At 67.8% G+C, this 24,544-nt stretch carries 30 protein-coding genes; 9 read left to right on the top strand and 21 right to left on the bottom strand.

What is annotated here, in order from left to right:
• Nucleotides 1–7 precede the first annotated feature (7 nt).
• A complete protein-coding gene (locus PUN51_RS10170; protein ID WP_275180792.1) occupies nucleotides 8–955 on the top strand; it encodes a polysaccharide deacetylase family protein in 948 nt (315 codons plus the stop codon).
• A gap of 133 nt (nucleotides 956–1,088) precedes the next feature.
• The gene (locus PUN51_RS10175; protein WP_275180793.1) at nucleotides 1,089–2,324 is read left to right on the top strand and encodes an amidohydrolase; all 1,236 of its coding nucleotides are present in this window, start codon (nucleotides 1,089–1,091) and stop codon (nucleotides 2,322–2,324) included.
• Here PUN51_RS10175 and PUN51_RS10180 read toward each other — a convergent pair.
• Nucleotides 2,321–3,154 (bottom strand): helix-turn-helix transcriptional regulator, encoded by an 834-nt coding sequence (locus PUN51_RS10180; protein WP_275180794.1) that lies wholly within the window; start codon nucleotides 3,152–3,154, stop codon nucleotides 2,321–2,323. The two genes, PUN51_RS10175 and PUN51_RS10180, sit on opposite strands and share 4 nt — an antisense overlap.
• An 85-nt stretch (nucleotides 3,155–3,239) precedes the next feature.
• Between PUN51_RS10180 and ilvD the strand changes: the two genes are divergently transcribed.
• The 4 genes from ilvD (at nucleotide 3,240) to PUN51_RS10200 (ending at nucleotide 7,783) form a co-directional block, all read left to right on the top strand.
• Nucleotides 3,240–5,099 (top strand): dihydroxy-acid dehydratase, encoded by a 1,860-nt coding sequence (gene ilvD / locus PUN51_RS10185; RefSeq protein WP_275180795.1) that lies wholly within the window; start codon nucleotides 3,240–3,242, stop codon nucleotides 5,097–5,099.
• Between the two features lie 114 nt (nucleotides 5,100–5,213).
• A complete protein-coding gene (locus PUN51_RS10190; RefSeq protein WP_159630516.1) occupies nucleotides 5,214–6,032 on the top strand; it encodes an oxygenase MpaB family protein in 819 nt (272 codons plus the stop codon).
• Nucleotides 6,033–6,124: 92 nt separating this feature from the next.
• Nucleotides 6,125–7,342, top strand: a complete 1,218-nt coding sequence (locus tag PUN51_RS10195) for an MFS transporter (RefSeq protein ID WP_275180796.1) — start codon at nucleotides 6,125–6,127, stop codon at nucleotides 7,340–7,342.
• A 45-nt stretch (nucleotides 7,343–7,387) separates the two neighbouring features.
• Complete coding sequence (locus tag PUN51_RS10200; RefSeq protein WP_275180797.1) at nucleotides 7,388–7,783, top strand: (R)-mandelonitrile lyase; 396 nt, start codon at nucleotides 7,388–7,390, stop codon at nucleotides 7,781–7,783.
• Between the two features lie 73 nt (nucleotides 7,784–7,856).
• Here PUN51_RS10200 and PUN51_RS10205 read toward each other — a convergent pair whose 3' ends face one another.
• Nucleotides 7,857–8,279 (bottom strand): universal stress protein, encoded by a 423-nt coding sequence (locus PUN51_RS10205; RefSeq protein WP_224027112.1) that lies wholly within the window; start codon nucleotides 8,277–8,279, stop codon nucleotides 7,857–7,859.
• Between the two features lie 203 nt (nucleotides 8,280–8,482).
• Between PUN51_RS10205 and PUN51_RS10210 the strand changes: the two genes are divergently transcribed.
• Nucleotides 8,483–9,145, top strand: a complete 663-nt coding sequence (locus PUN51_RS10210) for a hypothetical protein (RefSeq protein WP_275180798.1) — start codon at nucleotides 8,483–8,485, stop codon at nucleotides 9,143–9,145.
• Between the two features lie 16 nt (nucleotides 9,146–9,161).
• Here the strand turns inward: PUN51_RS10210 and PUN51_RS10215 are convergent, their stop codons facing one another.
• The 5 genes from PUN51_RS10215 to PUN51_RS10235 form a co-directional block, all read right to left on the bottom strand.
• Complete coding sequence (locus tag PUN51_RS10215; protein ID WP_275180799.1) at nucleotides 9,162–10,520, bottom strand: LLM class flavin-dependent oxidoreductase; 1,359 nt, start codon at nucleotides 10,518–10,520, stop codon at nucleotides 9,162–9,164.
• A gap of 21 nt (nucleotides 10,521–10,541) precedes the next feature.
• Nucleotides 10,542–11,324 (bottom strand): ABC transporter ATP-binding protein, encoded by a 783-nt coding sequence (locus PUN51_RS10220; protein WP_275180800.1) that lies wholly within the window; start codon nucleotides 11,322–11,324, stop codon nucleotides 10,542–10,544.
• Nucleotides 11,300–12,154 (bottom strand): ABC transporter permease, encoded by an 855-nt coding sequence (locus tag PUN51_RS10225; protein ID WP_224027108.1) that lies wholly within the window; start codon nucleotides 12,152–12,154, stop codon nucleotides 11,300–11,302. Before PUN51_RS10225 ends, PUN51_RS10220 begins: the two co-directional genes overlap by 25 nt.
• A complete protein-coding gene (locus PUN51_RS10230; protein WP_275180801.1) occupies nucleotides 12,151–13,269 on the bottom strand; it encodes an ABC transporter substrate-binding protein in 1,119 nt (372 codons plus the stop codon). The genes PUN51_RS10225 and PUN51_RS10230 overlap by 4 nt, the downstream gene beginning before the upstream one ends.
• Nucleotides 13,270–13,657: 388 nt before the next feature.
• Entirely contained in the window at nucleotides 13,658–14,551 is an 894-nt protein-coding gene (locus PUN51_RS10235) for a helix-turn-helix transcriptional regulator (RefSeq protein WP_159630535.1), read from the bottom strand.
• A 140-nt stretch (nucleotides 14,552–14,691) separates the two neighbouring features.
• Between PUN51_RS10235 and PUN51_RS10240 the strand changes: the two genes are divergently transcribed.
• A complete protein-coding gene (locus PUN51_RS10240) occupies nucleotides 14,692–15,708 on the top strand; it encodes a zinc-dependent alcohol dehydrogenase family protein (protein ID WP_224027106.1) in 1,017 nt (338 codons plus the stop codon).
• 150 nt (nucleotides 15,709–15,858) lie between these two features.
• On the top strand, nucleotides 15,859–16,899 hold the full coding sequence (locus tag PUN51_RS10245) for an NAD(P)-dependent alcohol dehydrogenase (RefSeq protein ID WP_224027105.1): 1,041 nt from the start codon (nucleotides 15,859–15,861) through the stop codon (nucleotides 16,897–16,899).
• A 99-nt stretch (nucleotides 16,900–16,998) separates the two neighbouring features.
• Here PUN51_RS10245 and PUN51_RS10250 read toward each other — a convergent pair whose 3' ends face one another.
• The 14 genes from PUN51_RS10250 to PUN51_RS20830 form a co-directional block, all read right to left on the bottom strand.
• Nucleotides 16,999–18,036, bottom strand: coding sequence for a nitronate monooxygenase (locus tag PUN51_RS10250; RefSeq protein WP_224027104.1), 1,038 nt, complete (start codon nucleotides 18,034–18,036; stop codon nucleotides 16,999–17,001).
• A 62-nt stretch (nucleotides 18,037–18,098) separates the two neighbouring features.
• On the bottom strand, nucleotides 18,099–18,431 hold the full coding sequence (locus PUN51_RS10255; protein ID WP_275180802.1) for a hypothetical protein: 333 nt from the start codon (nucleotides 18,429–18,431) through the stop codon (nucleotides 18,099–18,101).
• Nucleotides 18,428–19,009 (bottom strand): Asp23/Gls24 family envelope stress response protein, encoded by a 582-nt coding sequence (locus tag PUN51_RS10260; RefSeq protein WP_275180803.1) that lies wholly within the window; start codon nucleotides 19,007–19,009, stop codon nucleotides 18,428–18,430. Before PUN51_RS10260 ends, PUN51_RS10255 begins: the two co-directional genes overlap by 4 nt.
• Nucleotides 19,006–19,572, bottom strand: a complete 567-nt coding sequence (locus PUN51_RS10265; RefSeq protein WP_374114931.1) for an RNA polymerase sigma factor — start codon at nucleotides 19,570–19,572, stop codon at nucleotides 19,006–19,008. The genes PUN51_RS10260 and PUN51_RS10265 overlap by 4 nt, the downstream gene beginning before the upstream one ends.
• Nucleotides 19,573–19,685: 113 nt before the next feature.
• Nucleotides 19,686–19,916, bottom strand: coding sequence for a CsbD family protein (locus tag PUN51_RS10270; RefSeq protein WP_275180805.1), 231 nt, complete (start codon nucleotides 19,914–19,916; stop codon nucleotides 19,686–19,688).
• 33 nt (nucleotides 19,917–19,949) lie between these two features.
• A complete protein-coding gene (locus tag PUN51_RS10275; protein ID WP_275180806.1) occupies nucleotides 19,950–20,567 on the bottom strand; it encodes a hypothetical protein in 618 nt (205 codons plus the stop codon).
• Nucleotides 20,564–21,145: a hypothetical protein gene (locus PUN51_RS10280; protein ID WP_275180807.1), complete on the bottom strand. Its 582-nt coding sequence runs from the start codon at nucleotides 21,143–21,145 to the stop codon at nucleotides 20,564–20,566. Before PUN51_RS10280 ends, PUN51_RS10275 begins: the two co-directional genes overlap by 4 nt.
• Nucleotides 21,142–21,582: a hypothetical protein gene (locus tag PUN51_RS10285; RefSeq protein ID WP_275180808.1), complete on the bottom strand. Its 441-nt coding sequence runs from the start codon at nucleotides 21,580–21,582 to the stop codon at nucleotides 21,142–21,144. Before PUN51_RS10285 ends, PUN51_RS10280 begins: the two co-directional genes overlap by 4 nt.
• Entirely contained in the window at nucleotides 21,579–21,770 is a 192-nt protein-coding gene (locus tag PUN51_RS10290; protein ID WP_224027096.1) for a DUF2273 domain-containing protein, read from the bottom strand. The genes PUN51_RS10285 and PUN51_RS10290 overlap by 4 nt, the downstream gene beginning before the upstream one ends.
• Nucleotides 21,767–22,246, bottom strand: coding sequence for an Asp23/Gls24 family envelope stress response protein (locus tag PUN51_RS10295; protein WP_224027095.1), 480 nt, complete (start codon nucleotides 22,244–22,246; stop codon nucleotides 21,767–21,769). Before PUN51_RS10295 ends, PUN51_RS10290 begins: the two co-directional genes overlap by 4 nt.
• A gap of 195 nt (nucleotides 22,247–22,441) precedes the next feature.
• Nucleotides 22,442–22,636, bottom strand: coding sequence for a hypothetical protein (locus tag PUN51_RS10300; protein WP_159630557.1), 195 nt, complete (start codon nucleotides 22,634–22,636; stop codon nucleotides 22,442–22,444).
• A 226-nt stretch (nucleotides 22,637–22,862) separates the two neighbouring features.
• Entirely contained in the window at nucleotides 22,863–23,630 is a 768-nt protein-coding gene (locus PUN51_RS10305; protein ID WP_224027094.1) for a GAF and ANTAR domain-containing protein, read from the bottom strand.
• Nucleotides 23,627–23,878: a hypothetical protein gene (locus PUN51_RS10310; protein ID WP_159630561.1), complete on the bottom strand. Its 252-nt coding sequence runs from the start codon at nucleotides 23,876–23,878 to the stop codon at nucleotides 23,627–23,629. Before PUN51_RS10310 ends, PUN51_RS10305 begins: the two co-directional genes overlap by 4 nt.
• A gap of 237 nt (nucleotides 23,879–24,115) precedes the next feature.
• Nucleotides 24,116–24,544: a hypothetical protein gene (locus PUN51_RS20830; protein WP_374114929.1), complete on the bottom strand. Its 429-nt coding sequence runs from the start codon at nucleotides 24,542–24,544 to the stop codon at nucleotides 24,116–24,118.

Genomic DNA, 24,544 nt, shown 5'->3' on the forward strand with positions numbered 1-24,544 from the left:
ATTTCCCGTGAACCAGCCCGCCATCGCGGACCCCCTGCACCCCATCACCTGGCCCGAAGGCTTCAAGGCCGCAGCGTCCTTCACCTTCGATGTGGACGCCGAATCCTGCATCATCGCCCACGATCCCACCAGCACCCGGCGCATGTCGCTGATGAGCCACCAGTCCTACGGCCCCAAGATCGCGGTTCCAAGGCTGCTCGCCATCCTGGCCCGCCAGGACATCCAGGCCACCTTCTTCATCCCCGGTTTCACCGCCGAGTCCTACCCGGACGTGGTCCGGCAGATCGTTGACGGCGGCCACGAAGTGGCGCACCACGGCTACCTGCACGAACCCATGCAAGGCATCGACGCCGCCACCGAGGCCAGCTACATCGACCGCGGCCTGGAGGCCCTCGCCAAAGTCGCAGGCGTCCGACCCGTGGGCTACCGCGCACCGTGGTGGGAGCTGAACTGGCACTCCCCGGGCCTGCTGGCGGACCGCGGCTTCCTTTACGATTCCAGCCTGCTCGACGGCGATGCCCCCTACCGCTTCGCCGTCGCCGCCGATGATCCCCGGGACATCGTTGAGATCCCGGTGGACTGGACCCTGGACGACTGGGAGCAGTACGCCTTCTACCCGGGCGTTACGGGCAGCGGCGTGATCGAGAGCCCGGCCAAGGTCCTGGAAATGTGGACGCTTGAAGCCGAGGCCCACCATTCCCAGGGCAGCTGCTTCGTCCTCACCAACCACCCGTTCATCTCGGGGCGGCCATCCAAGGCCGTGGCGCTGGAGCAGCTCATGGAGCGGGTGAAGGCAATGGACGGCATGTGGGTGACCACCATGGAGAACATTGCCCGGCACACCAAGGCCACGGTCACCGAGGTCCACACCCACGCGCGGATCGAGGTGCCGGTATTCCCGGGCGCGGGTGCACAGTTCAAGCCGGCCGTAGTGCGGCAGGGGGTGCTGGCCTAGCGTTGGTGGGCAAGAAGCGGCCGGCAGCGGGATTTCCCGCCGCCGGCCGCTTTTGGTTGCCCATGGACACCATCCGTTGGTGCCGCCTATGGTGGCCGGAAAGGCCGGCGCCACCGGCCGGGAGGAGCCTTCGATGGATTTTGCGAACAGCGCTGCGGACGGGATCGAGCAGGAGCTGGCCTGGCAGGTCCCGCTCTACGAACAGCTCCACCGGAATCCGGAGCTCGGCCTCGCCGAACACCAGACCTCCGCTGCTGTTGCGGCGAAGCTGGCGGCCTGGGGGTTCGACGTCCGGCACTTTGGCGGCACCGGCGTGGTGGGCGTTCTGGCCAACGGACCCGGCCCGGGTGTCCTGGCCCGGGCCGACATGGACGCCCTCCCGGTTACCGAGGCAACCGGAGCACGCTACGCCTCCGCCGTCCCGGGGGTGATGCACGCGTGCGCTCACGACATGCACGTGGTGGCGCTGCTGGGCGCGGCAAAGTACCTGGCAGACCACCGGGATGCCTGGCGGGGAACCTACACCGCCCTGTTCCAGCCGGCAGAGGAGACGGCCGCAGGCTCGCAGGCAATGCTCGACGACGGCCTGGCCGCCGGAATCCCGCGGCCGGACATCGCGCTGGCCCAGCACGTCATGCCCACCGAGGCAGGAACCATCGGCACCACGCCGGGCCCGGTCCTCTCGGCCGGCGACTCTGTACGGATTACCGTCCACGGCCGCGGCGCCCACGGCTCCATGCCGCACAAGTCCGTGGATCCGGTGGTGCTCGCCGCCTCGATCGTCCTCCGCCTGCAGACTGTGGTGTCCCGCGAAACGATTCCAGGGGAGTTCGCAGTGCTGACTGTTGGCTCGGTGAGCGCCGGAGCCACGGCCAACATCATCCCGGACCGGGCGGAGCTGCTGCTCAACCTCCGCACGTACGACCTTGCCGTACGGGCCGCCATGATGGCCGCCATCGAGCGGATCGTGCGGGGCGAGTGCGCAGCCGCCGGCTCGCCGCAGGAACCGGAGTTCGAGTATTACGACCAGTACCCGCTGACCAGCAACGATGCGGAGGCCAACGCCCGGGTCACTGCAGCCTTCACCAGGGCCTTCGGCCCGGACGCTGTCTACCGCACCACCCCGCAGACGGCGTCAGAGGATTTCAGCCGCATTCCCGACGCCTTCGGCATTCCGTACGTGTACTGGGTGGCGGGCTCCGTGCCGCCGGAAACCTACCGGCGGGCGGTGGCGAACGGAACGGTGGACGCCGACATCCCGGCCAACCACTCGCCGTCGTTCCTTCCCGCCGTCCACCCCACCCTCGCCGTGGCCACGCGGGCCCAGGCGGCAGCCGCGCTCGCCTACCTCGCGGCGCAGCCGGGTTAGGCCCCCGCCAGCAGGGACTTCATCTGCGCCGCGGCATCGCTGCCCGGGGCCGGTGTGTACACCACGAGGTGCAGGTCCGGCCGGTCCGACGGGGACACCTGGTGGTGTTCCAGTTGCAGCACCCCCACGGCCGGATGGTGGAAGAGGCGCTCGCGGGACTCGAAACCCAGGATGTCGTACAGGTCCCAGCCCTGCCGGAACTCCGGGCTTGCTTCCTTGAGCCGTTCCACCTGGTACTGGATGTCCGGATCGCCCAGCCGCTGCCCGGTTTCGGCCCGGAACTCCGCAAGGAACCGCTTGCTGGTGGTGTCCCAGTCCGGCAGCAGGTTCCGGACGTAGGGGTCCGTGAACACCAGCCACAGCAGGTTCCGGTCCGCCGCCGGCACCGTGGCGATGTTGGGGTACAGCGCCGCGTAGGCCTTGTTCCACCCGGCCACGCCCCAGTCCGGAAACAGGGCGAAGGACGGGTTGGGGTCCAGGGCATCCAGCAGGCGCTGGATGTGGGGCGGGGCGGTATCGGCTGCCGGCCCGGCGGGAGCTGCGGAGGCATACCCGCCCAGCGACAGGACGTAGCCCAGGCCGGTGCTGGACAAATGCAACGCACGGCTGATGGCCTCCAGGACCTGCCGGGACGGGCTGATGTCCCTGCCCTGCTCCAGCCAGGTGTACCAGGTGACGCTGACGCCGGAAAGGAATGCCACCTCCTCGCGGCGGAGCCCACGCTCACGGCTGCGGCCGACGGGCGGCAGGCCGTAGTCGGCCCGCAGCGCCTGGTCGCGCCGGGCCCTCAGGAAGAGGCCAAGTTCTTTTCGCCGCCCGGGATCACTCACCGGAAAATACTATTACTCTGGTACTCCCACTACTAGTAGCAGCGCTGTCTTCCGTCCGCGTCGCCCAGGCAAGATGATGGTAAGCATGCCTGCACTCCGCTCTAAAACAGTCACCCATGGCCGCAACATGGCCGGCGCCCGCGCACTGCTGCGCGCTTCCGGCGTCGCCAACTCGGACATCGGCAAGCCGATCATCGCCGTCGCCAACTCCTTCACCGAATTCGTCCCGGGCCACACCCACCTTGCCCCGGTGGGGCGCATTGTCTCCGACGCGATCCTTGCCGCGGGCGCCGTGCCGCGCGAGTTCAACACCATCGCCGTGGATGACGGCATCGCCATGGGCCACAGCGGCATGCTCTACTCGCTGCCGTCCCGCGACCTGATCGCCGACTCCGTTGAGTACATGGTGAACGCGCACTGTGCCGACGCCCTGGTCTGCATCTCCAACTGCGACAAGATCACCCCCGGCATGCTCATGGCGGCGCTGCGCCTGAACATCCCCGTAGTCTTCGTCTCCGGCGGCCCCATGGAAGCCGGCCGCGTGACCCTGACCGACGGCTCCGTCCGCTCCCTGGACCTGGTCAACGCGATCGCCGACGCCGTGGATGAGTCCATCTCCGACGCGGACATCAACCTCATCGAAGAGAACGCCTGCCCCACCTGCGGTTCCTGCTCCGGAATGTTCACCGCCAACTCCATGAACTGCCTCACCGAGGCCATCGGCCTCTCCCTGCCGGGCAACGGCTCCGTGCTGGCCACCCACACCGCCCGCAAGGCGCTGTACGAGAAGGCGGGCGCCACCGTCGTCGAGCTGGTGAAGCGCTATTACGACGGCGACGACGACTCCGTGCTGCCCCGCTCCATCGCCACCGCCAAGGCCTTCGATAACGCCATGGCGCTGGACATCTCCATGGGCGGCTCCACCAACACCATCCTGCACCTGCTGGCCGCGGCCCAGGAGGCAGGTGTGGACTACGGCCTGGCCGAGATGGACGCCAAGTCCCGCCAGGTGCCCTGCCTGGCCAAGGTGGCCCCGAACGTGGCCAAGGACAAGACCTACTACATGGAGGATGTGCACCGTGCCGGCGGCATCCCCGCCCTGCTGGGCGAGCTGAACCGCGGCGGCCTCCTGCACAAGGACGTCCACTCCGTGCACTCCAACGATCTGGACGGCTGGCTGGATGACTGGGACATCCGCGGCGGCAAGGCCACCGACGAGGCGCAGGCCCTGTGGCACGCGGCTCCCGGCGGCGTCCGGTCCTCCACCGCGTTCTCGCAGTCGAACGAGTGGACCTCCCTGGACACCGACGCTGAAGGTGGCTGCATCCGCTCGGTGGAGCACGCCTACTCCAAGGACGGCGGCCTGGCCGTGCTGCGCGGCAACATTGCCGTGGACGGTGCCGTGGTGAAGACCGCCGGCGTGGACGAATCCATCTGGACCTTTTCCGGGCCGGCTGTGGTTTGCGAATCCCAGGACGAAGCCGTGGAGAAGATCCTGAACAAGCAGATCAAGGAAGGCGACGTGGTGGTGATCCGCTACGAAGGCCCCAAGGGTGGTCCGGGCATGCAGGAGATGCTCTACCCCACGTCCTTCCTCAAGGGCCGCGGCCTGGGCAAGAAGTGCGCGCTCATCACGGACGGCCGCTTCTCCGGCGGTACCTCCGGCCTGTCGATCGGCCACATCTCCCCGGAGGCTGCGTCAGGGGGAACCATCGCGCTGGTGGAGGACGGCGACATCGTCAGCATCAACATCTCGCAGCGCTCCATGGAGCTGGAGGTCTCTGACGAAATCCTCGCCGAACGCCGCGAGAAACTGGAAGTCAACGGCGGGTACAAGCCCAAGGACCGGGACCGCCAGGTTTCCGCTGCCCTGCGCGCCTACGCCGCCATGGCCACCTCTGCGGACAAGGGCGCCGTCCGGGACGTGTCCCTCCTGGAGCGCTAACGCCCACACCCGGGCAGGGGAGGAGGCAGGACAGGTCCTGCGGCCCTCTTCTGCCCGGGCACAACGGGCCAAAGGGCCCGTCCTGATGTCCTGCCCCTCCGGTACCCTGTTCACATGGTGCAGGGAGAGGCCGATTTCCGGGCTGAAGGCATCCTGCTCGCCGGGGCAGGACGGGCCATTCTGCTGCAGCTTGCCAACCCCGCGATCGGCCGCGGCGTGGCGGCGCACAGCACGTTCACCCAACGCCCGGTAAACCGTCTCAAGGGCACTCTCACCTACGTCTACGGCATCGTGTACGGAACGGAGGAGCAGGCCAAGGAAGTCCGGCGCAGGGTGAACCACGCGCACGTTCCGGTACGCCGCACGGCGGCCGAACCGTCCGCCGGTTACAACGCCTTCGATCCGGCACTGCAGCTCTGGGTGGCAGCAACGCTCTATGACACCGCGCTGACCATCGTCGAGAAGATCCGCGGCCCGCTCGGCGACGAGGCGGCCGACGCAATGTACCGTGACTACGCACGGATTGGGACCGCCCTGCAGCTTCCACCGGACATGTGGCCGAAGGACCGGGCGGCGTTCAGACGCTACTGGGATGAGCAGCTTTCAACCCTCCGTGCCGAGGAGGAAGGCGTGCGCGTGGGGCGCGGCCTGCTGTTCCCCAAGCACACCGCACTCTGGTACCGCGCCATCATGCCGTCCGCGAGGTTCCTCACCGCCGGGCTCCTCCCGGAGCAACTGCGGAAGGACTACGGCCTCGCATGGAGCGACCGCCACCAGCACCGCTTCGACCGGACATGGCGCGTCCTTGCGGTGGCCTACCCCATGCTGCCGCTGCGCATCAGGCACTGGTTCAAGGACTACTGCCTGGCAGAACTGGAAAAAGACCTGCGGAAGAGCCCGCACAACATGCAGCGGCAAGGAACCTCTGCATAGGTCCGCGGCAGCCTTGCCCTAAAGGGGGTCTGCCAAAACCGGTTTCAGCAGGGCCCTCGCTAGGGCTCCGGGAGCACGGTTTGATGGAAGGCATGGCCCCCGAAACAACTGTCACCAGCACCCGTGCGCCCCAAGAACCAGGCGTGCAGCACCACGCGCACTGGGGAGGCGTCTTCGCGATGTCCCTGTGCGTCTTCGCCCTGATCGCCTCCGAATTCATGCCGGTCAGCCTGCTCACCCCAATGGCCGCCGAACTCCGGGTTTCCGAGGGGATGGTGGGGCAGGGCATCGCGATCTCCGGCCTGTTCGCCGTCGCCACCAGCCTGTCGGTGTCCACGCTGGCCGGCAGCATGAACCGCAAGACCCTGCTGCTGGGCCTGACCACGGTGATGGCTGTCTCCGGTGCCCTGGTCGCCATGGCCCCGGGCTACCTGCTCTTCATGGTGGGCCGTGCCCTCATTGGCGTGGTCATCGGCGGTTTCTGGTCCATGTCCGCAGCCACCGCCATGCGGCTGGTGCCGGCCTACCAGGTGCCGCGCGCCCTGGCGGTCTTCAATGGCGGCAACGCCCTGGCCACCGTGCTGGCTGCGCCGCTGGGCAGCTACCTGGGCTCATTCATCGGGTGGCGTGGAGCGTTCTTCTGCCTGGTTCCCGTGGCGGTGCTCGCCCTGGTCTGGCAGTGGATCAGCCTTCCTTCCATGCCGGTGGAAAAGCGGGCGTCCGGAAACGTCCTCGGAATTTTCGCCGCCTTCAAGAGCCCGGCTGTCGCCTGGGGGATGGCCGCCTGCGGCACCTTCTTCATGGGCCAGTTCGTCCTGTTCACCTACGTCCGTCCGTTCCTGGAGCGGGTGACCGGCGTGGAGGTGGCCACTGTGTCGCTCGTACTGCTGGTGATGGGTGTGGCAGGGTTTGCCGGCACCATGCTGATTGGCCGGTTCCTGGGGAAGGGCCTGTACCGGACACTGGTCACCATCCCGGCCCTTATGGCGCTCATCGCCGCCGCCCTGGTCCCCACCGGCGGCTGGCTCGCCGTCGTCATGGTCCTCCTGGGCGTTTGGGGGCTGCTGTCCACGGCCGCCCCGGTGGGCTGGTGGAGCTGGATCGCAGAGGCCATGCCCCACGACGCCGAGGGCGGTGGGGGCCTGATGGTGGCCGTCGTCCAGACCTCGATCGCCGTCGGATCAACGCTGGGTGGCGTCCTGTTCGACTCCGCCGGCCACGGCGGCGCCTTCCTGGTGGCCGCCGCTGTCCTCGCGGTCTCGTCGGTCCTGGCGTTCGTGACGGCACGGGTCACACGCCGGAGCGCCTGACCCAACAACAAACTTTCCAGTCAACCGAACTCACAGGAGGAGAACATGAAGTACACCAAGAGCGGCGGCCAGACAGGAGCCGGACCGAAGGAATGGTTCACCGGCACCGTGCAGATTGACGGCATCCGCAACCCCGATGAACAGTCAGCGGTCGGGTGCGCCCATGTCCGTTTCGCCCCTGGTGCCCGCACCGCCTGGCACCACCACCCCAAGGGCCAGACCCTCTATGTCACGGACGGCATCGGGCTGGTGGCGCGGCGCGGCGGGCAGGTCCAGGAAATCCGTCCCGGCGACGTGGTCTTCATCGAGCCGGGGGAGGAGCACTGGCACGGTGCGACCCCGGAGCGCTTCATGGCCCACGTCGCCATGCAGGAAGCGGACGAAAGCGGGCAGGTGGTTACCTGGCTCCAGCATGTCACCGATGAGGAATACGGGGCCTAAGAACCCTTAACGACGGTGGGCGGACGACGGCGGGAAGTCCCGCCGTCGTCCGCCCACTACCTTGCGGGGCAGCTTAGTCCTCGTAGGTGTTCGCGATGTAGACGTCGCACGGGGCGTTGTGCGCCACGCTGTTGGCGACGCTCCCCAGGAGCCGGCCGATGCCGCGCATCCTCCGGTTGCCCACCACGATCACCCGGGCATCCAGCCGGATGGCTTCCTTGATCAGCGAATCCGCCGGCTTGCCGCGGGCGGCGAAGTGGGTGATCTGCACTCCCGGCCGCGATGCGCCCAAGGATTTTGCCACCATCTCCGAGCTGTCCGCGTTGGAGATCCTTACCTTGTCCGAGCCCACCCCAAAGGTTTCGGCGTTCTCGATCTCAAAGGCAGTCACCACATGGAGGGACGCTCCCAGTGACTCCGCCAGGTCCAGCGCCACTTCTGCGGCCTTCCGTGCGGACGGGCTGGCATCCACACCTACTACAACTACTCCACTCATCGTTTCGCTCCTTCGTCATTCCCGGCATACAACGTCCATTGGCCAGTCTAGGGACTACCCGCCCGGAGCCCGCCTAACCGTAGACTCTGCAGGGGGGGTCATGACTGGGTTGATGGGGGAACATGGACGAGCTTTCCAAGCAGGCTGCACAGGATCGGACGGGCCTGCCACCCGTCTATGTGGACGTGCCGGATAAATCAGGTATGCCCGGTGCAGGTACCAGCAGACTCCTGAACACCGGCCTGACCGAGGCTGAGGCAACCGTGGCCGCGGAACCGGCACCGGCCCTCCACCCTTCCAGGAAACAAGAACGCCGGACCACTGTCGTGCGCGCCACCTGGATCCTGGGGTGCATCACCGCGGGAGTGATGCTGGGACTCTACAAGGATGCGGTCCAGGACCGGGATGCCGGACAAGCTGGCTGGGTGTTGACAGCGCTGGCCGTCCTCGTCCCGTGCCTCCTCGTGCTGGGCGCCTACCCGACGTGGAAGAGACGGAAGTTCCTCAAGGACTATAAGCAGCGGCACCAGGCATGGGTGGCCCGTTTCATTGGTAACTGGCCGCTCCGGGAGCGGCTGACCGATGTGGATGCCATCGCCGATGTCTGGCAGCGGGTCAGCACCCGGACCATGGCGGACACTTTGGAAGCAGGCCGGGACACCATCCTGGCCCAAGGGTCCCCGGGGGACCGTCCCGCCAGGCTGTTGGCCGAGGCACTCGCGGCCGTGGATGCCTGGGCGCGGGCACCCTGGCCGGATCCGGCCCTGTACCGTGCTGCCCAGGATGCCGTCGACCGGTTCGGCGAACTGGCAGGCCGGCGGCGTGCGGACGCCGTGCCGCCCGCACCGCCGCCGAACTTTCCCTGACAATCACCGCCGCCGGTCAAACCGAGGCGGCGTCCAGTTGCCTGCCGTTCCGGGTTTCGGGCCGCGCCAACCCATAGTGCTCCCGCAGGGTCCGTCCGGTGTACTCGGTGCGGAACAGTCCGCGTTCCTGCAGGATGGGCACCACCTGGTCCACGAACGCCTCCAGCCCGGAGGGGAGCACCGGCGGCATGATGTTGAAGCCGTCCGCGGCCCCGCCGTCGAACCATTCCTGGATGGCATCCGCCACCTGCACGGGCGTGCCGGTGAAGGTGCGGTGCCCGCGGCCGCCGCCAAGCCTGCCGATCAGCTGGCGAACGGTGAGCTGTTCGCGCCGGGCCAGTTGCACGATCAGGGTGTAGCGGCTCTTGGCGCCTTCGATTTCGTCCTCGCTGGGCAGGTTGTCCGGCAGTTGGCGGTCCAGCGGCAGGTCCACGGGGTCCACGCGGAGGGTCCGGGCCAGCTGGATCCGGGCGTATTCGGGCTTGATCAGCCGGTCCAGTTCGCGCTCCAGCTCCAGCGCCTCTTCCTCGGTGGCACCGATCACGGGGACGATGCCCGGGAGGATCTTGATGGTTTCCGGATCCCGGCCGGCAGCCGCGGTGCGGGCCTTCAGGTCGCGGTAGAACTCCTGCGCGTCGGCCAGGGTCTGGTGCGCGGTGAAGACGGCATCCGCGTACCGGGCGGCGAGGTCCTTCCCGTCCTCCGAAGAACCTGCCTGGACGATCAGCGGGTGCCCCTGCGGCGAACGCGGAACATTGAGCGGGCCGCGGACCTTGAAATGCCTGCCCTGATGGTCAATAGTCCGGATCCTGTCCGCATCACCCCACACGCCTCCGGCCTTGTCCGCCAGTACGGCGTCGTCCTGCCAGCTGTCCCACAGCTTCCGGGCCACTTCGATGAATTCCGCGGCGCGCTCGTAGCGGACGGCGTGGGCGGGCTGGTCGTCGACGCCGAAGTTCCGCGCGGCGTCCGGGCCTGCCGTGGTCACCACGTTCCAACCGGCGCGCCCGCCGCTGGCCCAGTCCACCGAGGCGAAGCGGCGGGCCAGGTTGAACGGTTCGTTGTAGGTTGTTGAGGCCGTGGCGATCAACCCGATGCGCTCGGTGGCGCCCGCGATGGCGGTGAGCAGCACCGTGGGCTCCAGCTTGCCGGCGGGGCGGCGGCCCACCTCGCCGAACAGGACAGGGGAGTCGGCGAAGAAGATGGAGTCCAGCTTGCCGCGCTCTGCAGTGCGGGCGAGCTGCTGGTAATGCTCCACCTTGGTTCCCGCATAGGGATCGCTTTCCGGCAGTCGCCACGACGCCTCGTGGTGGCCGGTGCTCATGAGGAAGGCGTTGAGGTGGAGTTGGCGCTGGGATGGGTACTTCGATGTCATGACGTGCTCCTTGCAGTTTGGTTAGCGGCCGACGGCGGCCGGTTCAGTAGTGCGCGCGGCCTCGACGCCCAGCGCCGTGAGGAGGTCGCGGCGCAGGGATTCGTGCCCCGCGGCATCGGCGGAAGAGCGGATTGCGGGTGGCACCGGGCGGACGGTGGCGATGCGCCCGCGGTCCAGGACCACGATCCGGTCCGCCAGCGCGATGGCCTCGTCCACGTCGTGGGTGACCAGCAGGACGGCTGGCCGGTGGGCCGCCACCAGGTCCTGGAGCAGCCCGTGCATCCTGATCCGGGTCAGGGCGTCCAGCGCGCCGAACGGCTCGTCGGCCAGCAGCAGCTGCGGTTCCCGGACCAGCGACCGGGCCAGCGCCACGCGTTGCTGCTCACCGCCGGAAAGCTGGTGCGGCCACGCCTTTTCACGTCCGGCGAGTCCCACTTCGGCGAGGGCCTTGCGGGCCCGGGCATCGGCGTCGTGCTCCCGGACGCCCAGGGTGACGTTGCCCAGGACCGTGTCCCACGGCAGCAGCCGGGAATCCTGGAAGACCACGGACACGCGGTCCGGAACGCTGATCACGCCGCCGCCGCGGACCTCGTGGTCCAGGCCGGTCAAGGCCCGCAGCAGGGTGCTTTTGCCGCAGCCGCTGGGGCCAAGCAGCGCCACGAATTCGCCGGGCGCGATGTCCAGGTCCACACCGTCCAGGACACTCTTGGTGCCGAAGCTGCGGACCAGCTTTCGCACGGAAACGGCGGACGGTGCTGCTGGTGCAGATGCGGCGGCGGTCAGCCCGCCAGGGTGCGCTGCCATGACAGGGCCTTTCGTTCGATGAAGCGGACAATGCCGTCGGAGAGGAGGCCCAGGATGCCGTAGACGGCCAGGCCCAGGACGATGATGTTGGTCTGGCCGTAGGTGCGCGCGAGCTCCATCATGTAGCCGATGCCGCTGGTGGCGTTGATCTGCTCCACCACCACCAGGGACACCCAGGCGCCGGTGACCGCGAAGCGCAGGCCCAGGAAGAACCCGGGCAGTGCGCCGGGGAGGACCACCTTGCGGATGAAGCCGGCCCGGCTTAGCCCTACGGTCTGGGCGAGTTCCACGAAGCGCAGGTCGATGCCGCGCAGCCCTGCGTGTGTCTGCAGGTAGACGGGAACGAAGACGCCAAGGGTGATGGTGAGGACCTTCATGGTCTCGTCGATGCCGAACCAAAGGATCAGCAGCGGGATCAACGCCAGGCCCGGTATGGCGCGCTTGATCTGCACCGGGCCGTCGATCAGCGCCTCGCCCACCCGGCTCAGTCCGGACAGGAGCGCCAGCACGGCGCCCACCACGATTCCGAAGAACAGCCCCAGGCCTGCGCGCTGGGCCGAGATGGCGAGGTTCTCCTGGAGGCGGCCGTCCGTGATGAGCTCACCGGCCGTGGCCACCACGGTCCACGGCTCGGACAGGATCCGCGGGTCAAGCAGCCCCGTGGCGGAAGAGGCGGTCCAGAGCAGGAGCAGAGCCAGCGGGCCCACCCAGGCGAGCCGCCGGCGTCGTCCGGGCCCAAGCCTCTTCCCCGTGGGCCGCACGTCGGGCTGTTCAGCCAGTGCCGGGTCCGGGCGTGCCGCCGCCACGGGACGTTCCAGCACGGCGCTCATGCGGCACCCCCCTTTCCGGCGGAAGCGAAGGCAGTGCCTGCGATGGCTTCGAAGCGGGTGTCGTAGAGGTCGGCCGCCGTCAGCTGCGGCTTCTTCTGTTCACGGGCCAGGAGATCGATGGTTTCCTGGTGCCGGGCAATGGCTTCCGTCCAGGACGTTGGGATGTCCCGCTTGCCGGTGGCGTCGATCAGGTACTGGCCGTCCTCGCGGGACAGGCCCTGGTCCTTGACGTAGTAGCCCTCCAGCCACTCGGCCGGGTGGTCTTCGATCCAGCGCTGGGCCTTGCCCCAGACCTTCACGTAGGTGGCCAGTGCGGCGGCCTTCGCGGGATCCGCCAGGACTTTGGCGGGGGAGTAGAGGAGGCTGGGATCGTCCCGCAGCCCGTGGCGGATGGTGGTCCCGCCGTCGGCCTTGTACTTGGCCAGGTACCGCTTGATCTGGACGCCGCCCAGAGGAGCCGCGTCCACCTGCCTGCTGGCCAGCGCCGTGGCATAGGCATCCCCGGTGCTGGGCAGTTCCACGAGCTTGACGTCCTCCTGCTTGAGCCCGGCCTTGTCCAGGATCCGCAGGACCAACGCGCCCTGGGCCTGGCCGGGGCTGTAGGCAATCTTCCTGCCGCGGAGGTCCTCGAGCCGGGTGATGCCTGCTCCCGGGGCCACGCCGAGTTCATAGATGGGGTGGCCCACGGCGTCCTGCCGGTACCCGGCGGCGATGATGCGGACGTCCAATCCGGTCCAGGTGGCGTGGATGGGCGGGATGTCCGCCACGGAACCGGTGTCCAGCGCATTGGCCCGGAACGCCTCGGTGGTTTGCGGGCCGCCGGAGATGTTGGCGAACTCCACGGTGAAGCCGTCCAGTTCCTTGATCAGGCCGGACAATTCCAGCGCCACCTTGATGCTGGGGTCGCCCACCTTGATGGTGGTGCCGGCAGGGACGCTGGCCGCCAGTGGCTCCAGGGCGCCCTGGCTGATCCGCTCACTGCCGGCCGTTGCCGCTCCGCCGCAGGCTGAGAGCAGCCCGACGGCGGGCACCGCCAGGAGCGCGCCCAGGGCACGGCGGCGGGAAAAGGCGGGGATGCCCAGGGCGGGATTGGGTGGTGATGCTGGGAAGGACATGGTGTTCCTTTCGGGAAGTTTCCGGGTACGACGACGGCGCCCGGGGTGGGTGCCCGGGCGGGCGTAAAGGGGTGGATGGGTCCGCCCGTGCGGCGGGATGAGGGTGCTTGAAGAGCTGCGTTTGGGTGATGTTCCTGAATGCTGCGTTCGGCCTGGCCGGTGCCGTGCAAACACCTAAACATGGCCCGGAGGGTGTTGGCCAGCGTCAAGCAACGCAGGCTAAACGCGGCGAAACGGCGCTACTTATGGCGCCATCCTTGAGACAAAACAGGCAATGCTGCGCCACGAACCGAAACCTGCGTTAAGGGAACCGCAACGGCAGTTCATGTGACTGGACGTGGATTCCGGGCCGCCGGATGGTGCGGCGGGTGCCGCCCCAGGCAGGCTTCTAGCCGCCCACCTTCGCCTGCACCGTTTCCACGATGTTCTCGGTGACGGCCCAGGAGGCCAGGAGCTTGAGGGCTTCCTCGGACGGGCTGCCGGGGGTGGCGGGATAAACGGTGAGGGTATGCCCCGGGTCCTCTTCCAGGCCCAGCACCTGGTAGTTCAGCTCGAGGAGCCCCACCACGGGATGCTGGAAGAACTTGGTGCCCGCGTAGTGGCGGCGGACGTTGTGCGCTGCCCACAGCGTGCGGAATTCGTCGCTGCGCATCGAGAGTTCACCAATGAGTTCGGCAATGCCCTTGTCATGGGGATTGCGGCCGGCCTCCCGTCGCAGGATGGCCACGTTGGTGTTGGCCGCCCGGTCCCAGTCCGTGTAGAAGTTGTGCGCGCGGGGGTCCAGGAAGATGAACCGGGAGTGGTTGGCCGGCCGTGACGGAGTGCGGTACATGTCCGAATACAGGGCATAGCCCAGGGTGTTGGCGGCCACGATGTCCAGGCGGTTGTTGCCGATGAAGGCAGGCGCCTCCGTGATGGCATCCAGCAGGTATTGCAGCTCCGGCCGGACCTTGGACGGGGCGGAGCCGCCGGTACCCGCAGCCCGCTTGCGGCCCGAGGTGTTGGCTGCCCGGGCCAGGTCATAGAGGTGGTCATGCTCTGCGCGGTCCAGTTCCAGGGCACCGGCGATGGCATCCAGGACGCTGTCAGAAACGCCGTGCAGGTTTCCCCGTTCCAGCCGCGTGTAGTAGTCCACGCTGACTCCGGCCAGCCGCGCCACTTCCTCGCGCCGGAGCCCCGGTACACGGCGGCGGCCGCCATAGGGTTCGATGCCGGCCTGCTCGGGGGTAATCCGCCCACGGCGTGAAGACAGGAACTGCCGTACCTCGGCTCGGTTATCCATAGGGAACACGTTACGACGGATGGCAGGACCCTAAGGAGGTTCTGCCAGAACCAGTTACAGCAGGGCCCTCGCCAACGGTGCCGGGGCCGGGTTTGATGGGACTGTCCCTTTCAGCCGTTTCACCATGTGGAGGACCCAGCATGCGCGCAACCATCATGCACGCGCCCGGAGACGTCCGGGTCGAGGATCGTGACAAACCAGCAGTCCGGCAGCCCACGGATGCGGTCATCAAACTCGTTGCCGCCTGCGTCTGCGGGTCGGACCTGTGGCCCTACCGCGGCGCTGACAAAATTTCCAAGCCCGCGCCGATGGGCCACGAGTACGTGGGAATCGTCGAGGAAGTCGGTGCCGGGGTCAGGAATGTCCGCCCTGGACAGTTCGTCGTCGGGTCATTTTTCGCCTCGGACAACACCTGCGACATCTGCCGCTCCGGCTACCAGAGCGCGTGTGTCCACCGCCAGGGCGTGGGCGGTGCACAGGCGGAATACATGCGCGTCCCGCTCGCAGACGGCACCCTGGTGGCAACACCCGGCATGCCCGACGCCGCCAAGGTTCCGTCGCTGCTTGCAGCCTCCGACGTCCTGGGGACAGGATGGTTCGCCGCGAAGGCGGCCGAGGTGGGCCCGGGCAAGACAGTGGCAGTAGTGGGCGACGGCGCCGTGGGACTTTTGGGGGTCCTCGCAGCGCAGCAGATGGGTGCTGAACGGATCATCGCCATGTCCCGCCACGCGGACCGGCAGGCGCTGGCACGCGAGTTTGGCGCCACTGACATCGTGGAGGAGCGCGGGGACGAGGGCGTGAAGAAGATCAAGGAACTCACCGGCGGCCTTGGCGCGCACTCCGTCCTCGAAGCCGTGGGCACGCAGGAATCGATGCTGCAGGCCATCCACGCCACCAGGGCAGGCGGCCATGTGGGCTTTGTGGGAGTCTCCCACGATGTGGCGCTGCCCGGGCGGGACCTGTTCTACTCGCATGTGCACCTGCACGGCGGCCCTGCTCCGGTCCGGCAATACCTGCCGGAGCTGATCGACCTGATCCTCGGCGGCACGATCAATCCCGGAAAAGTGTTTGACTTGGAACTCCCGCTCGAGCAGGCCGCGGACGCGTATAAGGCCATGGACGAACGCCGCGCCATCAAGGTGCTGCTGCGCCCCTAGCGCATCCTTGCCCCGATGGCCCACACGGGCCCAAAGGGTAGGACTCTCAAGACCAGTCACAACAGGGCCACCTTGGTGCCCCCTTTTCCCGGTTTGCTCCGAACAACCCCGGTAGCATTTATATGTCCCCCAACAGATCACAGGAGAACCATGACTACCGTCAAGGCTTATGCATCCCCGTCCGCCACGGAGGACCTGGTGGCTACCACCATTGAGCGCCGCGAAGTGGGCCCTCACGACGTCCTGATCGACATTAAGTTCGCCGGCATCTGCCACTCGGACATCCACACCGTCCGCGGTGACTGGGGCCCGCAGCAGTACCCGCTGGTGCCCGGCCACGAGATTGCCGGCATCGTCACCGAGGTGGGGGCCGAGGTGACCAAGCACAAAGTGGGCGACCGCGTTGGCGTTGGCTGCATGGTCAACTCCTGCCGGGAATGCGTCAACTGCCAGAAGGGCGAGGAGCAGTACTGCCTCAAGGGCAACACCGGCACCTACGGCGCGGTTGACCGCGATGGCACCATCACGCAGGGTGGCTACTCCACCCACGTTGTGGTCACCGAAGACTTCGTCGTCACCATTCCCGAGGGCATCGACCTCGACGTCGCCGCACCGCTGCTATGCGCCGGCATCACCACCTACTCGCCGCTGCGGCACTGGGGTGCCGGTCCCGGCAAGAACGTTGCCGTCGTCGGCCTCGGCGGCCTGGGCCACATGGCCGTCAAGCTGGCCCACGCCATGGGAGCCGAGGTGACCGTCCTGTCACAGTCGCTGAAGAAGCAGGAGGACGGCCTGAAGCTGGGCGCCGACCACTACTTCGCCACGAGCGACGAGAACACCTTCTCCGAACTCGGCGGCTCCTTCGACCTGATCATCAACACGGTCAGCGCCTCGATCGACATCAGCTCCTACCTGGGCCTGCTGAAGCTCGACGGCGCCCTGGTCAACGTGGGCGCCCCCGCGGAACCGCTTCCCGTCAACGCCTTCGCGCTGATCGGCGGACGCCGTTCCTTCGCCGGTTCCATGATCGGCGGCATCCGCGAGACCCAGGAGATGCTGAACTTCTGCGCCGAGCACGGGCTTGGTGCCGAGATCGAAGTCATCCCGGCTGAGAAGATCAACGACGCCTACGAGCGCGTGCTGGCATCGGATGTCCGGTACCGCTTCGTGATCGACACCGCCACCTTCTAAAGCACCACCCCCGCTTTCACGGCGCGCGCGGCGGGCCGGCTCCCACAAGGGGCCGGGCCGCCGTCGGGCTTTAAAAAGCGGACGACGGCGGCCCAAGCCTTACGGCGCGAGGCTTTCCAGGATGGAAACCGCGGAGCCTTCCCTCGTGTCCCGGTAATTGATGCCGGCCCACAGGTTCAGCCACTCCGGCTCCCCTGCTGCCGCGGCTGCGGCGCGCAGGGGAGTGGTGAGGTGGTGGATCTCGGGGTAGCCGTACGGGGCGTCGCCGTCGTGGCGGCGCATGAACCCGTTGTAGAGGCCGCGCGCGTTGCGGCCGGAGAAGGCTCGGGTAACGGCGGTGGTGGTGAAATGGTCCGACGCCGAGAGGGCAGCCCGGTGCGTGGGCTTGGTTCCCGCTTCATCAGCGCGGAGGAACGCGGTGCCGGCCTGGACCGCAACCGCCCCGACGGCCAGCGCAGCCCGGGTGTGCTCCGACGAGGCAATGCCACCCGCCGCGATGAGGGGCACCTCCAGATCAGACAGCCCGCCCAGGATCCCGTGGAGGGGAACCAGGGGAGCAGGCGCGTCAGGTTTGAACGTTCCGCGGTGGCCTCCGGCTTCGGGGCCTTGGACGCACAAGGCGTCGGCGCCTGCCGCGAGCGCCTGCAGCGCTTCTTCACGGTCCGTGACCGTGGCGATGACGTACATCCCGCGGTGCTGCAGTGCTTCCACCACGCTGGTTTCTGGAATATCGAAGGTGAATGAAACCACCGCCGGTGCCAGGTCCAGCAAGGCCTCGAGCTTTTGGTCCCAGTCGTCATCGTCATGCCGGGGCTCGCCGAGGCTCACGCCGAAGCGCTCAGCATCCGGGGCCAGCGAATCGGCGTATTGCTGCAGGGACGCCGGACTGATGACGGACGCCTGGGGTACGAAGAGGTTCACGCCGAACGGCTTGTCCGTTTGGCTCCTGACGGACTCGATCTCGGCGCGCATGGCAGCGGCAGTCTTGTAGCCAGCCGCAACGAAACCCAGGCCGCCGGCCCCGCTGACGGCCGCTGCAAGCTGTGGGGTGGACGGTCCCCCGGCCATGGGCGCCTGGATGACGGGCAGCGCCAGCGACTCGAGCCTGAACCTGGTGCTTTTCCGGTGCGCAGCCATATGCCCTTCCCGTCGTTTGGGTGTACCTGACGAATGCTACGCCGGTTGGTGACTGGACGAGGTCAGCCCTCCCGGCCTGCGGGCGGCGAACCGGCCGCGATGCGTACCACCGTGACCTGGACGGCGACGTTGCCCGGCGCCAAATGGCTTCGAACGGCGGCAGCCACGGCGCGGACCACTTCCGGCGTCCGGGCGTCCGGGCTGACGCCGATCCGGACAGTTGCCTCGGTGCGGCCGCCGTCTTCCCGGACCTCGACCAGCGGAGGGGCGTCGGCGTTGTTCCGCTGCAGCAGGGATGCCGCCTGGCCGGGAAGCCGCTGCCACAGGGTCCGGGCGGGAAAGACTTCCGTGACGCCGTCGACCGCCATGATGGCCTGCTGCAGAGCGGTGGTCACGATTCCTCCCGTGGTGCGTCGATGACGTCGCTAATGGTGATGTCGATGGCCGAGATGTTCAGCTCGGTGTGGCGGGCCAGCGCCTCGGCCAGATCCTGCCGGAGCGACGCCGCGCTGGCCATGAGCGCATGGCCGAACAGGACCGCAAGGTCCAGCCGGACCGCCACAGGGCTGCCCGGAACGGTGACGTCTCCCTCCAGCCGGACCTTGCCGGCCACTGCTCCCGGCCGGCTGTCCGCCACGGACCGGACCAGGGCAACGATGGAACCCTCGGTTTCGGACAGGGTGTCCGCGGGATCGTCGGAGCTCAGCGGGATGCTCCGTCCCGGCCGCAGTTCCAGCGCCAGGTTTGCCAGGATGTCCTTCAGCCAGTCGTCGGTGCCGCTGCCGGCGGCTGCCAGGTCACTGGCGAAGAGTTCGTCGCCGGCCGCCGAGAGCCGCCGGAGGGAGTCGAGGCCGTTGCGGCACTCCGGGCAGGATTCCAGGTGGGGCGGATCGGGGAATTCACCGGTGTCCAGGTAGAGGCTGAGTTCCTCGAGCGTGTGGCCGCACTCGAACGTGTCGTTGGGCATGCTCATCGCCAATCTTCCATTTCGCGGACCAGTGTAATCCGGGCCCGGGCGAGCCGCCCCCGGACACTGTCTGGGCTGATGTTCAGGGTCCGGGCAATCTCTTCGTAGCTTTGGCCGTTGATTTCCTTCAGGATCCAGCAGCGCCGCTGCTCTTCGGGCAACGCAGACAGGGCAGCCTTCAGGGAGTCAATGCCGGCACCGGCGACGGCCGCTGTCTCCGGCCCTGCGCCCGGGGACACAGTATCCGCCGGCGCCTCCCCGTCCGCCGTGGTGAGGCTGGCGTGGTTCCGGCGCCTGCGCAGCAGGTCGATGCTGCGGCTGCCGGTGAGCCGCAGCAGCCAGCCCTTCACTGCAGCGGGTTCGCGCAGTGTGTCCAGCTGCTGCCACGCCTGGACCAGCACTTCCTGCACCACGTCATCCGCGTCCGCATACGAACCCGTCAGGCGCCGGGCGGCTGCCCGCATGTGTGGACCATAGCGGCGGGCCAGGGACTCGAAAGCCGCCGTGTCGCCGTCGGCTGCCCTGCCTGCCAGGATGGCATCGGGGACCACGTCCAACTGGTCCCGCACCAAGGGTAAACCTGTCACCGGTTTCTGCTTTCACTATCGGCGCGAGCGCCTGGCGGGCGGCAGGACGGCCCGCCCACCTCGGAGGTGGAGCGGGCCTGCCGCAGGGGGACTGCCTACTCTTTGCTGAAGCCCTCTTTGACCTTGGCCGCCGCGTCCCTGAGGTTGCTGCCGATGCCCTTGGCGGCGTCCTTGACCTTTTCGCCGGCCTCCTGCAGCTTGGCCTGGGCCTGGTCCCGCTGCCCCTCCCGCTGCAGTTCCTCGTTGCCGGTCAGCTTCCCTGCACCTTCCTTGGCTGCGCCGAGGTGGTTGGTGGCTGCATTGTTGAGCTTGTCGTCGAGTCCCATGGTGATTCCTTCCGTTGTGTTTCCTGTTGCTGCTCAGCCGGCGCGGTGTGCGCGGGCCAGCTTTGTCCTGGTTCCACTTCCTATTCGGACCAGAACAGTGGGGTGATGACCCAGGAGCGCGTCAATCGCGCCGACCAGGTCCTCCGCCAGGTCCGCGACCTCCCGGGGGGAGGCGCCGTTGCGGGCCTGCAGCGTGAGCCGGAGGGCAGGGGCTGTGTTCCGTTTGGTGCGGCCCCGCCAGGCTGTCAGGGAGCTTCCGACGACGGCCCGGTTGCCTTTCAGGGCCTCGTCCACCGCTGCGGCCAGGTAGGAGACGTCCACTGCCGTGTCCCCGGACTCCGGATCCTGTTCGCTGGCGGCAGTGCCGGTGCGGCCGCCGCCCTGCCGCGTCAACCAGAAGATGCTTGCCGCCGCACCCAGGAGCAGCAGCGCGGGCAGGGCGAGGGACCACCAACTGCCCAGGGGCTCCGGTGCCGGTGCGGTGGGAAGCAAGGCCTGCCACCGTTCCAGCAGGCCAGTGGCAACGGCATTCCACTGTTCCCGGACCGCGGGAACCAATCCCGCTCCAGCGGACAGCAGGCCCGCCGCCAGCAGCACCAGCCCGGCGGTGGCCAGGAGGAGCCTGTTCATGGCCCTGTTGGTGCTGTTCATCGTCCCACCGCTCCTTTCGTGGCAACCCGGATCTGCGCCGGGATGGTTTTGCGAAGGCGCAGGGATGCCACTTCCTCGGCTGCCGCCGCCGTGAGGACGGCCGGGTCCAGGGTCATGCCCGACGTCGGGTGGACGTGGACCAGAGCGCGGTTGCGGGTCACGGTGGTGGCCACCTGCCCGGGGGCCAGGTTGGCGGCCAGCCGCACCTTGCGTGAGATGGCGGCAGCGATTGTTTCGTCGTCCACCACCAGGGCGCTGCGGCCGCTGAGCATGGCACGCCGGCCGCGGCGCCCGCCCTTGACCGCCGCGAGCAGCAGGGCGGCACCGGCCAGGGCAACGACGGTTCCGCCGGCCACCAGGCCCTCGGGCAGGACGGCCTCTGGAACAGCTGCCACGAGCGATGCGAGATGGCCTGGGGATGCCAGCAGCGCAGGTTGCCCCAGCAGCGACAGGACGCTTTCGGTTCCCAGCCACAGGCAGGCCACCAGCAGCAGGACTGCGGTAAGGACGGATAATCCGGCGCGCGATGAGTGCGTTTCCCGGCGGATGATCCGGTTGGTGATGCGTCCCTGGTTCACGGTTTCCTCCTGTCCAATCTGCGGTCTGAACGGCCCGAACGGTCTGAACGGTCTGACTGGTCCACCCGCTGGTCCACCCGGTCCTCGCGGACGGCCCGGCCTCCCGCTCCAAGGCGGATGTTGATGCGGCCGCACTGCAGCCCGGTGATCTGCTGGCCCAGGGAGGAAATCCTCAGCCGGGCGATGCTTGCGCGCTCCAGCACTGGGAGCTGTCCCTGTCCCGGCGGTCCCTGCAGTGCGGACGGTCCGGGCAACGGGGGCGGCGGGAGCCGCACCAGGAGGTCCACACCCAGCTTTCCCGCATCGTCCTGCAGTGTGGCTGACACGTCCTCCGGCCGAACCCTGAAGGCACCGGACGCCACCGCTTCCAGGGCGTGGCGCAGCGCTGCCTGCTCGATCCGGGTGTGGCCCTGGCGGGTGTGCGCCTGCGTGGTCACGTTGACGAGCGGCGGCCGCGCAGGGCATCCAGCACGGCGCCGAGGTCCAGCCGGCCTTCAGCGGCCCTTCCCAGTACGGCTCCTGTTCCCATGAAGAGCGCCGTCAGCAGGAAGCCCCAGAATCCGAAGGCCAGGGCGGCCAGCGCCAGGACGGCTCCGGCGGCCGTCCCGGCAACCACCGGGGTCATGCAACCCTCGGTTCGCGGTCGACGTCGTCCGAGTCCTCACCATCGGACGGAACATGGATGTCCGTGATGGTGATGTTGACTTCGGTGACCTCCATGCCCACCAGGTCCTCCACGGCGGAGTAGACGGCGTCGCGGGCGTTGTCCGCCACCTGCTGGAGGGGGTGCGGGTACTCCACCACGAGGGTCACATCAACGGCAACCTGGGTCTGGCCCACCTCGACATTGACGCCCTGGGTCAGGTCCTTCTGGCCAACCTTTTCGCGAAGGTTGCCCAGGGCCCGGGCTGCGCCGCCGCCCAGGGCGTGCACACCGTCAATCTCCTGGATGGCGATGCCGGCGATCTTGGCCACCACGCCGTCCGCCACCGTGGTGCGTCCGCGTCCGTCGTGGCCGGCGGCGGAGGAAAGTTCATGGGCAGGGGCGGCAGCCGTCTTCTTCTGCTGGACCGTTGCGGGGGTTTGCGTCTGCGTGGTCATTGCGTCGCTCCTTCTTGTTCTGGAACTGGATTCCAGGGCGCCTCGTGCGCCCTCACAAGTAAGACGCAGCGGGAGCGGAAAACCTCACGCAGGTTTTCGTGTGATCGTCGTCACTTTCGGATCCGGGCAGCAAAAAGGGCGTTGACGACGGCGGGTTGGGCCCGCCGTCGTCAACGCCCTGTGCGGGCGGGCCGCTTAGAGGGCCAGTGCCGGCTCGTTCCCGCGGACGCTTAAGGTGAAGGTGTTAGGTCCGCTGCAGGTGACGGCGATGCGGCAGGTGGTGGTGTTGTGGCGCGCGGAGAGGTCGGAGACCGCGGAATCGAGGGTCTCGTGGAGGGAAGTCCGGTCCCAGATCTTCAGCGTCACGGATTCGGCAGTGTTAAACGTCATTGTTCAGTACTTTCCTGTGTCAAGCCGGTTGTGTCCCCGGCAATGGCCTGTCCGCGCTCGGAGGGTCGGTGGCCTGCGCTCACCGGTGGGCCTCGTTGCGTCACCAGGATGTCAAGGGCGGATATTCCGGCCCTGCCTATCCATAGTGCCCATGGCGGACGGGCCTGCTCAACCAAATCACGCATTTGTTGCGAGTGAATCTCATCACGTGTGACCGGCGCCACAGCTACTCGTCGAAGTAGGCAGTAATCCTCTCTTCCCCTGAAATCGACGTAATGACCGTGGCGGCCACGTCCCGCAGCTTGATGTTCCTGGTGCTCGAGGCCCGCGTGAGGATGCTGAAGGCTGTATCCCGGTCGCAGCGGTTCTGGGCCATGATCGCGCCCACGGCCATGTCGATCACGGTGCGTGACTGCATTGCGGCGGTGAGGTCATTCCTGGCTTCCCTGAGCTGCGAAATCCGCAGGATCAGCCGCAGGGAACTGGCCGCCTGGGCCGCGAACGACTCCACGGTGGCGACGTCCTCGCCGGAGAACCCGTTGCTGCGGCCCGAGTAGAGGTTCAGCACCGCTTCTGCCTCCCCCGCCAGGTCCAGCGGGACGGCGAGGATGGAGGACACGCCGTGCGCTGCAGCCGTCCGGATATAGGGTCTCCAGCGGTCCTCGGCGGACAGGTCCGGCACAAGGAGGGTGGTTCCCTGCCGGAGCGCGGTAAGGCAGGGGCCCTGGCCGAATCCGTTTTGCAGCTCGTCAAGGGCCCGCGCCGCAGCGTCACTTGCCGCTACGGCCTGGGGCCGCTTGTGCCGCAGCACCGTGACGCCGCTGTGGATCGTGTTCCCGGGGCCGGACAGCCGCGTACTTGCCAGGATTGCCAGTTCAGTCAGGAACGCCTTGATGTCCGGGCTTTCCAGCACCAGTTGCTGCAAGGACAGCTCTGCTGCCTCCAGCGGCAGTTCGTCGGGGTCCGGGAAGGGCTGCCCGTCACTGCCGGTCATTGGTCCTCGCCCGCTGACAGTTCCCTCATGGCCGTGGCAATCAATCCCACCTGGGAGGCCGGAAGGTGGAGCGCTTCGTTGAGGTAGGCGTCGAATGACATTTCGTCAGCGTCGCCGCCGAGGCCGTAGTAGTACGTCCACAGTTTCAGCATCGGTAGCTGCGTCTCGCGGAAACGCCGGGCCACGTCCCTTCGCTGCTCGTCGGCTTCCAGCAGTTGGTCAGGGTCCCCGGTCCAGTCGGCGTTCATCCTTGCGGTCCCAATGGCCCGGCGGTGGTCAGCGCATTGTTCCCGGCCATCTGGCCTCGATCCATAATTGCGCCAGATATTGCTTTTCCTGGCTGGCGGCCGCCCGCTCTTGGCGCGTTCGGCCCGTGCATTCAACCTCCGGATCCTGGTGCCATCCCGAAATCTCCTACGTTTGACACTACGCCCTTGGGGGTCCTTCTGGTATAGCGGCCGGTTGCCTTCGCGCGGCCCGGCCGCCTATTGGCCGGGTGTCGTCGTCCCCGGCCCCGCCCCGCCGTCACTGTCGTGTTCTGCGTCCGGCAGGAAGCTGCGGCCGTCCCCATCTCCCCAGCCGGAGGCATCCTCTGCCTGCCCTGTGTCTGCTGGCAGGCCCGTATCTGACCGCCCGGCAGGGGAACCACCTGGTTGGCGGGAGAAGTCATCGGAATACGGGGCGCGGGGGCGCGGCAAGTCCTCTATGAGTTCATTCGCTGCCAGTGCCAGGAGGTCGCGCTGGCTTGCCGGCAACGAGAGAAGTCCCTGCAGATAGGCCTCCACTTCATATTCGCCCGCGTCCCCGGACAAGCCAAAGTACTTCAGCCACAACGCCGAAATGGAGATGTCGGCGGCTTTCATGGCCGCCCGGAGCCGGCGCCGTTGTTCCGGCTCGTTTGGATCGAAGCCCAC

This window comes from Arthrobacter sp. NQ4, from assembly GCF_029077345.1.
Taxonomy (GTDB): Bacteria; Actinomycetota; Actinomycetes; order Actinomycetales; family Micrococcaceae; genus Arthrobacter.

Bases quoted from the DNA above. Each gene is read 5' to 3' on its own strand.
- PUN51_RS10210 (WP_275180798.1), top strand. From the start codon at position 8,483: ATGCCCGGTGCAGGTACCAGCAGACTCCTGAACACCGGCCTGACCGAG.
- ilvD (WP_275180795.1), top strand. From the start codon at position 3,240: ATGCCTGCACTCCGCTCTAAAACAGTCACCCATGGCCGCAACATGGCC.
- PUN51_RS10245 (WP_224027105.1), top strand. From the start codon at position 15,859: ATGACTACCGTCAAGGCTTATGCATCCCCGTCCGCCACGGAGGACCTG.
- PUN51_RS10205 (WP_224027112.1), bottom strand. From the start codon at position 8,279: ATGAGTGGAGTAGTTGTAGTAGGTGTGGATGCCAGCCCGTCCGCACGG.
- PUN51_RS10250 (WP_224027104.1), bottom strand. From the start codon at position 18,036: ATGGCTGCGCACCGGAAAAGCACCAGGTTCAGGCTCGAGTCGCTGGCG.
- PUN51_RS10290 (WP_224027096.1), bottom strand. From the start codon at position 21,770: ATGACCCCGGTGGTTGCCGGGACGGCCGCCGGAGCCGTCCTGGCGCTG.
- PUN51_RS10235 (WP_159630535.1), bottom strand. From the start codon at position 14,551: ATGGATAACCGAGCCGAGGTACGGCAGTTCCTGTCTTCACGCCGTGGG.
- PUN51_RS10200 (WP_275180797.1), top strand. From the start codon at position 7,388: ATGAAGTACACCAAGAGCGGCGGCCAGACAGGAGCCGGACCGAAGGAA.
- PUN51_RS10220 (WP_275180800.1), bottom strand. From the start codon at position 11,324: ATGGCAGCGCACCCTGGCGGGCTGACCGCCGCCGCATCTGCACCAGCA.
- PUN51_RS10300 (WP_159630557.1), bottom strand. From the start codon at position 22,636: ATGACGTTTAACACTGCCGAATCCGTGACGCTGAAGATCTGGGACCGG.
- PUN51_RS10175 (WP_275180793.1), top strand. From the start codon at position 1,089: ATGGATTTTGCGAACAGCGCTGCGGACGGGATCGAGCAGGAGCTGGCC.
- PUN51_RS10305 (WP_224027094.1), bottom strand. From the start codon at position 23,630: ATGACCGGCAGTGACGGGCAGCCCTTCCCGGACCCCGACGAACTGCCG.
- PUN51_RS10190 (WP_159630516.1), top strand. From the start codon at position 5,214: ATGGTGCAGGGAGAGGCCGATTTCCGGGCTGAAGGCATCCTGCTCGCC.
- PUN51_RS10195 (WP_275180796.1), top strand. From the start codon at position 6,125: ATGGCCCCCGAAACAACTGTCACCAGCACCCGTGCGCCCCAAGAACCA.
- PUN51_RS10215 (WP_275180799.1), bottom strand. From the start codon at position 10,520: ATGACATCGAAGTACCCATCCCAGCGCCAACTCCACCTCAACGCCTTC.
- PUN51_RS10295 (WP_224027095.1), bottom strand. From the start codon at position 22,246: ATGACCACGCAGACGCAAACCCCCGCAACGGTCCAGCAGAAGAAGACG.
- PUN51_RS10230 (WP_275180801.1), bottom strand. From the start codon at position 13,269: ATGTCCTTCCCAGCATCACCACCCAATCCCGCCCTGGGCATCCCCGCC.
- PUN51_RS10310 (WP_159630561.1), bottom strand. From the start codon at position 23,878: ATGAACGCCGACTGGACCGGGGACCCTGACCAACTGCTGGAAGCCGAC.
- PUN51_RS10260 (WP_275180803.1), bottom strand. From the start codon at position 19,009: ATGAGCATGCCCAACGACACGTTCGAGTGCGGCCACACGCTCGAGGAA.
- PUN51_RS10270 (WP_275180805.1), bottom strand. From the start codon at position 19,916: ATGGGACTCGACGACAAGCTCAACAATGCAGCCACCAACCACCTCGGC.
- PUN51_RS10275 (WP_275180806.1), bottom strand. From the start codon at position 20,567: ATGAACAGCACCAACAGGGCCATGAACAGGCTCCTCCTGGCCACCGCC.
- PUN51_RS10240 (WP_224027106.1), top strand. From the start codon at position 14,692: ATGCGCGCAACCATCATGCACGCGCCCGGAGACGTCCGGGTCGAGGAT.
- PUN51_RS10225 (WP_224027108.1), bottom strand. From the start codon at position 12,154: ATGAGCGCCGTGCTGGAACGTCCCGTGGCGGCGGCACGCCCGGACCCG.